Below are 12,384 nucleotides of genomic sequence, written 5' to 3'. Positions count from 1 at the left end.
ATAATTGCATAGGCTGGTCAGAAGAGGTTGAAATTAACAGGTTAGGAGTAAATTCCTGAGTGAACTCGATCACATATCAGTAATCGGAGGAATGATGAAACGAAACGGGATTGTCCTTAAGGTGAGAGATGATGAAGCTCTGGTTTCACTGTCCGGTGCAGGAGAATGTGATGGCTGTGAAGCCAGGAGTGCCTGTTTTTCGCTTTCAGGCGGGAAATCGTCTAATCCGGAAAGCTGGATGAAGAACGAAAAAGATGCTCAACCAGGGGATCTTGTGGAACTTGAGCTTGCGCCGGCAGCGTCACTTACAATGATAACCTCCACATTCCTGCTGCCCGTACTGCTTCTTACAGCTGGATATTTTTTCATGATGAATGAAAGCGATTCGGTCAGAGCAATGGGCGCTGGTGTCGGGCTGCTGGTTGGTATTATAGCCGCGGTTGTCATCAATCGGAGACTGGGATCGAAGAAGGGTTTCAACATGAGCATGACCAGGATTCTTGAGAAAGCGGACTGTCCTTCAAGCGGTAGTAATAAAACCATGAACGATTCGGAAGGAAATACCCAATGATTGAAGAGATGAGAGGTTCAGCGCTTGAAATAATCGAGCAGCTGCAGCATCGAGGAGTAGATTACGGTGATGTGCGAGTGGAGAACGTTGATCTTGAAAGCATTGCTTTCCGGAAGCAGAGACTGGCTGAAACTGAAATGCAGGCAAACCAGGGCATCGGAATAAGAGTGCTCGTGAATGGCTGCTGGGGATTTGCATCATGCAGCGGATTTGAAACCGGCCTAATAGAAAAAACCGTTGACAGAGCAGTTGATGTGGCAAAATCTGGATCATGTGCAATTGGCGGTATGGTTAAACTGTCCATTGAGAAGCCTGAAACCGGACATTACGATGGCCCCTGCGTAAAGAATCCTTTTGAAATACCCAGAACAGAGAAGATGGATCTTCTTTCAAGCGCGGCTGATATTATTCATTCCTCTCCATTGATAAGCATGAGCTGGTCATATCTCTGGTTCGAAAGAAGAAAGAGAGTCTTCGGGAACACAGAGGGAACACTGGTCTCATCCGATCTGACATTTACACAGCCTATTCTGATAGCGTACGCTGTGCATAATAATGATATGCAGAGCCGCTCTCTTCAGGATGGCGCAAGGATAGCCGGATGGGAATGGATAGAGCAGGTAGATATGATAGCATGGGCTGAGAAAGCCAGGGAAGAAGCTATTATGAAGGTGAAAGCACCGGAAGGTCCTTCGGGTGTAATGGATCTTGTGCTTGACGGACTTCACCTGAGTCTTACCATGCATGAGTCCGTTGGACATCCCACCGAGAGTGACAGAGTCCTTGGCTGGGAAGCGAATATGGCCGGCAGAACCTTTCTCGAGATCAGCGACCAGGAGCATTTGAAGTATGGTTCGGATAAAGTGAATTTCATCGCTGACAATACGCTTCCGTTCGGAGTAGCCAGCTGGGGCTGGGACGATGACGGAGTGCCGGGTCAGAAATGGTATACAGTAAAGAACGGTATTTTCCAGGAATTCGGTTCCGTTCGGGAAACGGCTCTTCTTGTTGACAGGCAGCATAGCAGAGGGTGCTGCCGGGCTATGGATTTTGCCTGTTTTCCAATAAACAGGCAGCCTAATTTCTATCTTGAACCCGGAACGGAGCAGGTTACTCCGAATGATCTCATTTCGGAAGTGGAGAAGGGCGTATACATTGAGGGGCGCGGATCGTTCAGTATTGATCAGAGAAGAGTAAATTTCCAGTTCGGCGGCGACCTGTTCTGGGAGATACGGAATGGCAAAAAGGTTCAACCCCTCAAAAAGGTCATCTACAGATCTAAAACCAGAGATTTCTGGGGCTCCTGTGACGGCATCTCCGATAAAAGATTCTTCAGGACTATGGGTCTGCTTACATGCGGCAAAGGGGAGCCTGTTCAGGCCGCCAGAATGACCCATGGAGCCAGTGTGTCTCGATTCAGAAATATCGAAGTAGGAAGGGGTGCGGAATGACCAGGGAAGAGATGTTTGTGTTTATTAATGCAATTCAGGAGCAAGCGCCTGTTCCCGATGTGCTGGTAAGGCTGACCGAGCAGCGGCTGGCAACTGTCAGATTCGGTCAGAACAGAATCACCCAGAACATGGATACTTTTGAACGGAGACTTCGATTGACACTTGGTGACGGGGAAAGACAGGCTGTCTACAGCACTCACAGGATAGATATGGATGCGATTCCCTCGATACTCGATTCCGCCATGGAAATGCTTGAGACAGCCTCGCCTGATCCTGAGTACAAGCCTCCGGTTAAGGCCGGTCAGGTTTATCCAATTGTTGAGAAATGGGATGCTGAAACTGCTGAAGCTGATCCGGATAGTCGCACCGGAGCAGCGGCAGCTGCAATTGAAACTGCTGAGAGAAACGATATGGAAGCTTCCGGAATAACGGGAATAATCGTTGATACAACTGCTCTTGGCACTTCCACAGGGAATCTGGGGTTCCAAAGGTCCACATCAGCTTTCCTCAGATTGACCATGGACAGGGGAAAGGGTTCAAGCTACAGATCCGTCAACTCTGTTGCATGGCGCGATCTCCCGGTTTCCAGGACAGTCGAAGAAGTTGCTCAGGAGGCTGAAGCAGATATGAATCAGGTTGATCTTGAACCAGGTTCATACAAACTGATTCTCGAGCCGCAGGCTGTTGCCGATCTTGTACCGTATATAGCCTGGTCTTTAAATGCCAGATCAGCTGACGAAGGATTAACCATTTTCACTGGCAGGCAGGGGGAGAAAATAACCGGAGATCTGTTTACTATGAGCAGTATTGTGAACGGTATTCTGAAAGGTGATCCATTCAATGAGGAAGGCCTTGCAGCAGAGGATGCTGTCTGGATCGAAAACGGTGTACTGATTAATCAGCCATGCGAACGATACTGGGCTGAGAAAACAGATCGAAAGCCATTGTTCATCCCGGGAACATTAGCCATTGAAGGGGGAGAGGGTTCAACGGCGGACCTAATAAAAAGCGTTGAAGGCAGAGCCCTTCTCTTCAGAAGATTCTGGTATATCCGCTTTGTCGATCAGAAGGAACTGAGCCTTACCGGAATGACTCGAGATGGAGTGTTCCTTGTTGAGAACGGTAAAATCGTTCATCCTGTTAAGGATTTCCGATGGAACTGGAAACCTCTTGATTTGTTTAATAGAATCGAGATCCTGGGAAGTGCAGTTCGTAAAGGACAAGTAAATGTTCCGCCGATGGTTATTTCTGAAACGGTACTTGGCTGACAGAGATCACCAGATAAATCTGATTCCCCGGCAGGTTTTTCCATCGAGTGACCGGAATGGCTGTGTATTTCTTTCTTTTCGGTTCTTCTCAATTGAAATGCCGGATTTTGTTCGTATTTCTAATCCTCCTGATGTGTCTTGGCCCGAACGACCAGGACGATCAAGTCGTCATCGTCGATCGAATACACAACCCGGTCCTTGTAGCTTAAGCGGAGAGAGTAGTATCCCTTCATATATCCCACCAGTGTCTTACCGGAGTATGGATCAACTGCTAAACGGTTCCGAAGGATGTCCTTCAGCTTTGATTGGAGCTTTGGAGTGAGCTTCTGAATGTCTTTGGCGGCCTGGTGCGTGAAGCGAATACGATACCTCACTGCTCCTCTCCGAAGACCTCGCGGAAAGAGAGAGTATCACCAGCCTCGGCTTCCTTCCGGGCTGCGTCAAAGCCTTCTCGGAAGCCAGGAACAGAGAGCAGTTCCAATGTCTCCTGTAGACTCTCATACTCAGACTCGGACATGAGTACTGCATCCCCATTCCTGTACCGGATGTGGTAGACCTCATGTCTCTCATTGGCTCCCTTCAGGAGATCAAAGAAACTCTTGCGGGCGTCTGTCGCAGTTAACTTCGTCATATTGATCACTCCTAGTGTACATATTATGGTACACCGGTAAACTAAGCCTGGATGGACTTGCTGTCAATGCGAACGTCCTCTCTGAGAGGCACGAGATTCAGGGAGTACTATGTACTATGGATTAAGTAAATACTGCTAATCACAACAACCCAACAGGAAAAGGCGCTCCAGGAATATCGTTAAATTCAGAGTTCCGCAAGTTATAGATTAGATCGGATTAAAGTCACAAACGATATACTGATAGATGAGCAGGTATTATCACCAGATAAATCTGATTCCCCAGCAGGTTTTTCCATCAAGTGACCGGAATGGCTGTGTATCCCTGAAATAGTGTGTCAGATGGGTTTCAAATGAGCCTGCAGGAGTTCTGTATGCGAAGTACAGTTCCCCGCGGTGTCTGGATGAGCTGTTTCCGTCGTCATGGAAGAAGAAATCAGCGTGATATCTCACTCCTGACAGCCACGAGTGCCACATTACGCCTTCGAAGTTAACATCACCATGCATAGACCAGTTGAAATTATGACCTTTCTGGTAAGTGTCTCCTCTCGGTCTGTAAAACCCGAGTGAAAACCAGCCGTCCGGCAATCCGGCAGGCAACAGACAGATATCATCGCTGAAAGCCGGAGCGGAATCTTCCAGTACAACTCCCAGCTTGATGTTATTCATATACTCGGAAAGCGTATCCGCCATATCGATGTTGTGAAAACATTCATGATCAGTGTACAGTCTGAGAAGCAGTGGTTCCAGCTGATATTCGAACTGAGTCTTGAGATTCCAGTGACCGCCATATATGTTGAATTTCATCTCCGGGCTGTTCCAGCTTTCGCCCATGTACGTTTCCATGGAAAGACCCAGCTTCCAGGAAAACCGGCCTATCCGGAACACTCTGACATCAGCTTCTATGTTGCCGTAGATGAAATGCGCAACACTCTGTTCAAAAAAGCTGTAAGCTTCAAGAACTCCGGTGCATTCCATAGGGAACTCAACTGGAGCTGCAAGAAGCGAAACAGTTATGAGAAAAACAGAAATGAAAAACCTCCGGATTACTAAGGGATAATACAGTAACATGAAACAACAATCATGTCACTGAATTGAATAAGATACAAAGATCAATCGTCCTGGAGGTAGTCCATCAGGTTTGTTTCATCGGTCGGATCGTCCTTCAAAGCCTTCTGCAGAGCCTGAATCATCATTGATTCCGGCAGGGCGCCTTCAGCAAAGAACTTCTCATTTATCACCATTCTTGGTACTCCCTGGACTCTGAATCTGTTTGATAGTTCCGGAAACTCATTGGCTTCAATAACGGCTGAATTGACCTTATCGCTGTAACTGGCCATCCTGTTTGCAAGAACAGCGGCTCCAGGGCAGTGAGGGCAGGTTGGAGTAACAAAAACCTGCATGTTCAGGTCAGTTTCAAGTCCATCCAGAAATTTAGTAGTATCCTCTGTCAGGGGTTCTTCAGCCCCGCCGGCATCTACGATACAGGTAAGAAGCGAACTGAACTCGTAACCTGAAGGAGCACCGAAGAATTTTACTCTGGAGTGAGTTCCGTCAGAAACAACGATTGCCGGCGCCCTGTCAACGCCATCATTTAATGCCTGGTCCGCTTCTGTCTGAAGATTCAGGAAAGTGAAGTTCAGTTTGTCGGAGAGGGGATCGAGTTCTTTAAGAATCATCTCCGTATCAGAGCATGTCGGGCAGTTTAGTTTCTGTGTATAGACCCTGATATTTACATCTGTTTCAAGTACTTCAAATAATTTGCTTACTTGTTTGGAATCTTCAGAAGATAACAGCGCCATTATTCTCTCCCTTAACTATCCGTGAGCAGATCGGCTTTCTACCTGATGACTGCGCACGATGAAGAACGGTTATCATTTCAAGGTTCAAGTTTACTTATATAATTCCTGGCAGATATTGCAGCTATTGTACCATCTGCGCAGGCGGTATCTATCTGACGTACTTTCTTTGACCGTACATCACCTGCGCTGAATATACCGGGAACAGAAGTCATCATGTCCTCATCAGTAATGACATATCCTGCATCATCCAGCTTCACATCTTTGTCCAGAAATCCAGTATTGGGTAAGAAACCCGCATATATAAATACTCCTGCAACTGCTATCTGTTTTTCTTCTCCGCTGTTCCTGTCTTTTACTGTAACAGATTCAACAAAATCACTGCCGCTCACGGCGGTAAGTGCATGATTCAGCAGAAAGTCGACTTTATTATTTTTCTGCAGTTTCTCCTGCAATATCCTGGCACCTGTCATATAGGGCAGGTACTCGATAAAGGTTATACTTTTCACGTGGTTTAGAAGAAACTCTCCCTCCTGCAAACCGGAGTTTCCACAGCCGATTACGGCTATGTCCATATCTTTGTAAAGCGGCCCATCGCATATCGCGCAGTAGGATACACCCCTGCCCATGAATTCCTTTTCTCCGGGGATATTCAGCTTCTTCGGGATGCTGCCTGAACTTACAATTACAGCATTGGTCTGATAGATATTCCCGGATGTTTCAACAAGGATGCTGCCTCCTTCAGGCCTTACCTGCTTCACTTCCCCGTACTCGATGATATCCACACCAAATCTTATTGCCTGTTCCTTGAACTTGCCTATTAATTCCATTCCCTTAATGCCCTCGGGAAAACCTGGATAGTTTTCAATGATATCCGTAGTTGCCGGCAGTCCTCCGCAGGATATCTTTTCCAGAAGCAGAGTGCTTAGGTTTTCTCTTGCGGCATATATGGCTGATGTGAGACCTGCCGGGCCTCCTCCGATAATAATAACATCATAGGATTTCTCTGTTACCGACTCTTTACCATCGGAACTGATAGGATGGCCTGTCAAACCTATTTTTAGATCTTTCATACAGCTAAATACTCAGTTTTGACTCAGCGAGGTTGGAAAGCTGTGTTTTCAGAGAATCCGCGTCACGGTAACCGACCATTCTGTCTATCTCCTGGCCATCATGGAAGACTATCAGAGTAGGAACACCCCTGACTCCGAAGGTTGAGGATTCAGAAGGGTTTTCATCTACATTCACAGCATAGAAATTGACCGTGTCGTTCATTTCTTCGGCAAGTGTTTCGAGAACCGGTTCTATCATCTTGCATGGTCCGCACCATGGCGCACCGAAATCGATAAGGGCAATTTTATCTTTTGCAGCAGATGCATCTTTGATTTCGTTTCCTTTGATATGTTTTACGGGCATGTTGGTTTCCTTTCAGGTTTGATTGTTACGTTTTTCACAAGCATGTTACTTTCCACTATCTCAGGCGAACCATACATGCTGATATAGTAATTAGATAAGATAAACATACAGTCCTGCATTTCGTGCACAAGAACCCTGAGAGACATTCTGACGCAGTAGTTATATCTCACAGATGCTTGTATTATAATGAACACTGATCGTGATAATCACTGTCAAATTGAATCGGATTGAGAATCGAATGGTTTATCCGCTGAAGCCTGCAGAAAGGTTATTGCATTGCTGAAGGAACTGGAAGCATATGGCAGAAAATTGCTTTCCAGAGCTGTATTGTCACACTTTGGATCCGAAAATGTGTATCAGCGGATTCCAGGGGATGTGATACTGAAACGAATTCTTATAATGCGCTGGGACGCTATAGGGGACATGGTCGTTTGTCTTCCGTTGTTCCGGAAGATCCGTGATCTTTTTCCTGAAGCTGAAGTAGGAATTGTTGTTTCACGGCGCAACAACTCACTTCTGAAATACGAAGATGGTTTTCATACTATTCTTTACGACAGCAATCCTTCAATCTATCTCAAGAGCATTATCGAGGCCATTCGATTCAGACCTGATGCTGTAGTTGATACAAGAATGCACTACGATTCCACCACATCGTTCATCTATGGAGTTATCTCCGGCGCGGATTGGAGACTTTCCGCATCCAACAGAGACAACAGGCTGCCCTTCTCCGTAAGAGTTCCAATGCCACCTGGAAGGCATCACTATGCTGATCTGACTAGGATACTTCTTGAAGGACTCGGGAAGGATATCGATGAATCAGAACTTGACAGGGAAATCAGGCTTTCATCTGAAGAAATCGGATTCGCTGACGCTTTCTGGCGCGAAGCGGGTCTTGATCTACGGGGAAAAGCCATTGGTATCAACATTTCGACCAGAGATCCACTGCATCAGTGGGGAGAATCGAAAACCATTCAACTCTGTTCCCGTTTGATCTCTTCAGGTCACTTTCCGATTCTGATATCAACTCCAATAGAACATAATAGGGCTTTACGGATTGCATCATCCTCACCTGGAACACTGGTTGCCCCGGTCTGTCCGACGATTCTTCACGCAGCTGCTCTGCTGAAAGGTTTTAGAATATTCATCACTCCTGATACCGGTATTGTGCATGTGGCGGCATCTCAAGGAGTACCGGTCGTCGGATTGTATTGTCCTAACGAGAATCATTTACCTCTCTGGTATCCATGGAAAGTTCCACATGAAATTATTAGCGCTCCTCATAGTGTTGCAGAAATAGAAGCAGGGGATGTTCAGGAGGCAGTCGAAAAGTTACTGGATAAAATCAGAATCGAAGGTGGATTATGCCGGGAATTCTGAAGAAACTTGAAGTCTTCGGCAGAAAGCTGATGTTTCGAATCATCGCTCCGGGAGTTTCAGCGGCGAATACCCTTGCAATACTGCCCGATGAGGCAATCATTGATAGAGTTCTTATTATGAGACAGGACAGGATAGGGGATATGATAATGACCCTTCCTCTTCTGAGAAGACTCGGGGAGATTCATCCCGATATTTCAATCGCTGTTGTAGCCTCAGAATCAAATAGTATTATCCTGAAGTACGAAAAGGATATCAGGGTGATCACATATGATAAATCTCCGGGGAAGTTTGTACGCTCTCTTATGGAGGCCAGGAATTTCATGCCGGATGCGGTTGTGGATATGCATATGCACGATTCCACTACTTCCTTCATCTACGCTGCATTCTCAGGGGCAAAGTGGAAACTGCATATAGACAGAGAGAACAGACTGCCATTCAATATAAGGGTGAAAGCATCCCAGGATGGTCATATCATGGATGCTTTCTCGGGCCTTCTCTCGGGACTTGGCAGAAAAATTGAGACAGAAGAACTTATACGGGCGATTTCCCTGTCCGACGTTGAAACAGATTTTGCCGAAAGGTTCTGGAGCGGACTGGATGTTGCGCCAGAGGACTGCATCGCGATAAACATCTCCGCAGGCGGAGAAAACCGCTGGTGGGGAGTGGACAGGTACAGGGAAGTATGCAGGGGGATTATATCTCTGGGAATGAGACCGCTGCTTCTATATGCTCCGGAACATAAGAAGCGCGCCTTCACAATTGCCATGCCGGAAAAGGAGAGTATTCTCTCACCCCTGACATCTACAGTTCTTCATGTTGCAGCACTGATTCACAATGTTCGTCTTCTGGTCAGTCCCGATACTTCTGTTATTCATATTGCAGCTTCGAGCGGAATCCCCGTTGTCGGAATGTATCTGCCCTTTGATCCATCCCTGCCAAAATGGCATCCCTGGCGGGTTGACAGAAGAATCCTTATAGCTGAAGATCACAGATCCCTTGAATTCATCAGTCCCGAATCTGTCATTCGCGGTGTACAGGAGATTCTGGAAAGCGGGAGAGGAATAAAGTGAGAGTTGGATTTGACGCTACTAATATTCTGGGACACGGCGGTATCAAAACTTACGCCAGGGAGCTTATCAAAGCTTTGGCTTCAGAGTATCCGGGAGATGAATTTATTCTCTATACAACATTCAGCAGTTCGAAGAAAGAGAAACTCCTCAGACTGTTCGAAAAGTATCCCAATATTGAAGTATGCAAAGGTTTGCCGCATGCCAGAATGCTTGGTGACAGACTCAGATGGCTGTCAGGAATTCTCGGGGCTTTGTACTGGAGGATATTGGAGCACAAACTGGATCTGGTTCACCTGACCGATCCATATTCTGCTGCCGGTTATCCAGGGAAATTTGTTGCTACCATTAATGACTTATTCCCGCTGACGAGAGATGAGTTCAGTAGTTCCGGTCTGAAACGGTTCTACAAACGGAAAACACCTCAAATTCTGCATCGGACCGAAGCTGTTATAACTCCGTCTCTGTATACCGCTGATCAGATACAGAGACTGTATACGAACCTGACTCGATTGATTTACACTGTTCCTGATGCTGCTGACAGTACGTTTCAACCGCTGAACCGTGATGATACAGTTCTGTCAGGATATGGACTTGATAGAACCAGGTACTTCCTGTTTGTCGGCCGGGTTGATTCCAGAAAGAACCTGCAGCGTCTTATCGATGCTTATAGCGGGCTGGATATTGACACTCTCGATAGTGGGGTACACCTGGTTCTTGTCCTTTCCGGACAAAATTCCTTTGAAGCTGATTTCTCAGAAAAGAAACATCTTCATGTACTGAGAGATGTACCTCAGAGTGATATTATCCAGTTCTACTCCTCTGCGGATGCTTTGGTTTTCCCATCACTTGATGAGGGGTTCGGGCTTCCGGTGCTTGAAGCAATGCAATGCGGCTGCCCTGTGATCACATCAAACTGTGCCAGTCTTCCAGAAGTAGCCGGAGATGCTGCAATTCTGGTTGACCCAGAGTCAGTCAGTGAAATCAGATCGGCAATGAGGCTGCTTGCCTGCTCGGAGGAGAAAAGAGAGGAATTGAGAAATCAAGGGTTCGATCAGGCACGCAGCTTTTCATGGGAAAAGACCGCGCGAATGACAATGAATGTTTACAGCAAAGTAATTAATGCTTATTTGAAATAGAGTTACCGTTGAATGGGAGATACAGAATGAGGATTGGATTTGATGCATCCGGAATCTCGGGTTACTGCGGCATTCATACATATTCAAAAGAATTAATTAAGTATCTGATTCAGGAATTCCCGGAAGATCAGTTTGTGTTGCTTTCCACGTTCAGTAAATCAAGGAAGAGAAGACTGGAGCAGGAATTCGGTGTCCACCAGAACCTTGAAATCAGATCTGTACTTCCGAACAGACTGGCTCTGGGTCCTTCTTTTGTAAATCTGATTCTCTTCATAAGATCGGTGATCATCAGACATCAATCAAACAGTTTCGATATCCTGCACATCACAAAGCCCTTCGCGGAAAGAATAGGAGCGAGTAACAGTATTTTCACGGTTCAGGATCTTTTTCCACTTACTCTGGATGACTATGAGAAGGAGGATGCGAAGAAGGAATTCGATTCCAACATAACCTTCATTCTGGAAGAATCAAAAGCGATTATCGTTCCAACAGAATATACCGCTAGCCAACTGTGCGGTTTATATCCAGAGGTGAAGGAAAAAGTAAATGTTGTTCCGCTTGCTGCCGGAAGCGGGTTCAGGCAGGACAGGAATTCTCTACCGGAATCATTGAGAAAAGCTCTTCCTGAGGGAATTTCATATTTTCTATATGTAGGAAGCGCATATCCCCGAAAGAATCTGGACAGGATTCTTGAAGCATACCTTGCGCTGCCGGAGGCACAGAAGAAAGAATACTTCCTTGTTCTGGTGCTGACGGGTACTGTCATTCACCTGTCGGATTTCAGAGAAAGAAACAGGAAAGTTCTGTCTCTGCCGAATATCATTGTATTAGGCGGTGTATCAGAAGAAGAACTGGTGCGACTCTACTCCTCGGCTGTCGCATTTCTCTTTCCCTCACTCGATGAGGGATTCGGACTTCCAATCATTGAAGCGATGCAATGCGGCTGCCCGGTTATTACTTCAAATGTATCCTGCATGCCTGAAGTGGCAGGTGACGCGGCAATACTGGTTGATCCATACAGTGTTGCTGAGATCTCTTCCGCTATGGAGAATATTGTTTCAAATCCTGTCATGGGAGATGAATTGCGACAAAAGGGTTTCGATCAGTCAAAGCGCTTCTCCTGGAAAGAAACCGCGCACCGGACAATGGATGTTTACCGACGCGTTCTGGATAAGTAGGAGAATAAGAACGGAGTAATCATATGCATGGCATTCAATTAACAAAGTGTATCATTAGCATATGCCTGCTGTTTTTTCTATTCTACTTCCAGTTCATCCCGTAATCCGAAGTCTTCATGGCTTCAGGTATCATTATGTGGCTGAAAACGATTCTGTGAGTTCAATTGATCACAGAAATACTGCCTTCCGCGCAATTGACCACATACACGTAATCTCCGGACGGAAGTGAACAGATACCCCAGGGTCCATCTCCCACATCAATAGTCGCCACAACAGAATTATCAGAAGTACGGATCACTGAGACATTATCATCCCAGGAATTAGTCGCGTAAACATAATCTCCGGATGGAAGTGAGCAGATATCATAAGGGTGACTTCCCACATTCACAGTTGCCATAACAGTATTATCGGAAGTACGGATAACGGAGACATTGCTATCAGTGTGATTAGTCACATAAACATAGTCTCCGGATGGAAGTGTGCAGATGCC

14 protein-coding genes are annotated in these 12,384 nt (G+C 46.2%); 7 read left to right on the top strand and 7 right to left on the bottom strand.

Annotation, left to right across the window (positions count from 1 at the left end):
* The first annotated feature begins 91 nt into the window (after nt 1-91).
* The 3 genes from K8R76_03505 to K8R76_03495 are packed head-to-tail and all read left to right on the top strand — an operon-like array spanning nt 92 to nt 3,290.
* Nucleotides 92-571: a SoxR reducing system RseC family protein gene (locus K8R76_03505; protein ID MCD4847239.1), complete on the top strand. Its 480-nt coding sequence runs from the start codon at nt 92-94 to the stop codon at nt 569-571.
* Nucleotides 568-2,022 (top strand): TldD/PmbA family protein, encoded by a 1,455-nt coding sequence (locus K8R76_03500; GenBank protein ID MCD4847238.1) that lies wholly within the window; start codon nt 568-570, stop codon nt 2,020-2,022. The genes K8R76_03505 and K8R76_03500 overlap by 4 nt, the downstream gene beginning before the upstream one ends.
* Nucleotides 2,019-3,290 carry a hypothetical protein gene (locus K8R76_03495; GenBank protein MCD4847237.1) on the top strand — a complete coding sequence of 424 codons (1,272 nt, stop codon included), beginning with the start codon at nt 2,019-2,021 and terminating at the stop codon, nt 3,288-3,290. Before K8R76_03500 ends, K8R76_03495 begins: the two co-directional genes overlap by 4 nt.
* A 119-nt stretch (nt 3,291-3,409) precedes the next feature.
* Here the strand turns inward: K8R76_03495 and K8R76_03490 are convergent, their stop codons facing one another.
* The 6 genes from K8R76_03490 to trxA form a co-directional block, all read right to left on the bottom strand.
* Entirely contained in the window at nt 3,410-3,664 is a 255-nt protein-coding gene (locus tag K8R76_03490) for a type II toxin-antitoxin system mRNA interferase toxin, RelE/StbE family (GenBank protein ID MCD4847236.1), read from the bottom strand.
* On the bottom strand, nt 3,661-3,921 hold the full coding sequence (locus tag K8R76_03485) for a type II toxin-antitoxin system Phd/YefM family antitoxin (protein MCD4847235.1): 261 nt from the start codon (nt 3,919-3,921) through the stop codon (nt 3,661-3,663). Before K8R76_03485 ends, K8R76_03490 begins: the two co-directional genes overlap by 4 nt.
* Nucleotides 3,922-4,179: 258 nt before the next feature.
* Nucleotides 4,180-4,896, bottom strand: a complete 717-nt coding sequence (locus tag K8R76_03480) for a hypothetical protein (GenBank protein ID MCD4847234.1) — start codon at nt 4,894-4,896, stop codon at nt 4,180-4,182.
* Between the two features lie 134 nt (nt 4,897-5,030).
* Nucleotides 5,031-5,720 (bottom strand): thioredoxin family protein, encoded by a 690-nt coding sequence (locus K8R76_03475; GenBank protein MCD4847233.1) that lies wholly within the window; start codon nt 5,718-5,720, stop codon nt 5,031-5,033.
* 77 nt (nt 5,721-5,797) lie between these two features.
* Nucleotides 5,798-6,790 carry an FAD-dependent oxidoreductase gene (locus K8R76_03470; GenBank protein MCD4847232.1) on the bottom strand — a complete coding sequence of 331 codons (993 nt, stop codon included), beginning with the start codon at nt 6,788-6,790 and terminating at the stop codon, nt 5,798-5,800.
* 4 nt (nt 6,791-6,794) lie between these two features.
* Nucleotides 6,795-7,133, bottom strand: a complete 339-nt coding sequence (trxA, locus tag K8R76_03465) for a thioredoxin (protein MCD4847231.1) — start codon at nt 7,131-7,133, stop codon at nt 6,795-6,797.
* Between the two features lie 276 nt (nt 7,134-7,409).
* Between trxA and K8R76_03460 the strand changes: the two genes are divergently transcribed.
* From K8R76_03460 to K8R76_03445, 4 genes are read left to right on the top strand one after another with little or no spacing between them, the layout of a single operon-like run.
* Nucleotides 7,410-8,510 carry a glycosyltransferase family 9 protein gene (locus tag K8R76_03460; protein MCD4847230.1) on the top strand — a complete coding sequence of 367 codons (1,101 nt, stop codon included), beginning with the start codon at nt 7,410-7,412 and terminating at the stop codon, nt 8,508-8,510.
* Entirely contained in the window at nt 8,495-9,580 is a 1,086-nt protein-coding gene (locus K8R76_03455) for a glycosyltransferase family 9 protein (GenBank protein ID MCD4847229.1), read from the top strand. The genes K8R76_03460 and K8R76_03455 overlap by 16 nt, the downstream gene beginning before the upstream one ends.
* Nucleotides 9,577-10,716, top strand: coding sequence for a glycosyltransferase family 4 protein (locus tag K8R76_03450; GenBank protein ID MCD4847228.1), 1,140 nt, complete (start codon nt 9,577-9,579; stop codon nt 10,714-10,716). Before K8R76_03455 ends, K8R76_03450 begins: the two co-directional genes overlap by 4 nt.
* A gap of 26 nt (nt 10,717-10,742) precedes the next feature.
* Complete coding sequence (locus tag K8R76_03445) at nt 10,743-11,894, top strand: glycosyltransferase family 4 protein (GenBank protein ID MCD4847227.1); 1,152 nt, start codon at nt 10,743-10,745, stop codon at nt 11,892-11,894.
* A 160-nt stretch (nt 11,895-12,054) separates the two neighbouring features.
* On the opposite strand, the gene K8R76_03440 is transcribed toward K8R76_03445, so the two are convergent.
* Nucleotides 12,055-12,384: YncE family protein (locus K8R76_03440; GenBank protein ID MCD4847226.1), on the bottom strand; the 330-nt coding region annotated here is incomplete at its 5' end.

This window comes from Candidatus Aegiribacteria sp. (assembly GCA_021108435.1).
Classification (GTDB): domain Bacteria; phylum Fermentibacterota; class Fermentibacteria; order Fermentibacterales; family JCC-6; genus Aegiribacteria.
Note: the sequence above shows the minus strand (reverse complement) of the source record. Positions and strands in the feature narration are given on the sequence as shown.

Coding starts and splice junctions, on each gene's coding strand:
- K8R76_03505 (MCD4847239.1), top strand. CDS start 92: ATGATGAAACGAAACGGGATTGTCCTTAAGGTGAGAGATGATGAAGCT.
- K8R76_03500 (MCD4847238.1), top strand. CDS start 568: ATGATTGAAGAGATGAGAGGTTCAGCGCTTGAAATAATCGAGCAGCTG.
- K8R76_03495 (MCD4847237.1), top strand. CDS start 2,019: ATGACCAGGGAAGAGATGTTTGTGTTTATTAATGCAATTCAGGAGCAA.
- K8R76_03485 (MCD4847235.1), bottom strand. CDS start 3,921: ATGACGAAGTTAACTGCGACAGACGCCCGCAAGAGTTTCTTTGATCTC.
- K8R76_03480 (MCD4847234.1), bottom strand. CDS start 4,896: ATGGAATGCACCGGAGTTCTTGAAGCTTACAGCTTTTTTGAACAGAGT.
- K8R76_03475 (MCD4847233.1), bottom strand. CDS start 5,720: ATGGCGCTGTTATCTTCTGAAGATTCCAAACAAGTAAGCAAATTATTT.
- K8R76_03470 (MCD4847232.1), bottom strand. CDS start 6,790: ATGAAAGATCTAAAAATAGGTTTGACAGGCCATCCTATCAGTTCCGAT.
- trxA (MCD4847231.1), bottom strand. CDS start 7,133: ATGCCCGTAAAACATATCAAAGGAAACGAAATCAAAGATGCATCTGCT.
- K8R76_03455 (MCD4847229.1), top strand. CDS start 8,495: ATGCCGGGAATTCTGAAGAAACTTGAAGTCTTCGGCAGAAAGCTGATG.
- K8R76_03445 (MCD4847227.1), top strand. CDS start 10,743: ATGAGGATTGGATTTGATGCATCCGGAATCTCGGGTTACTGCGGCATT.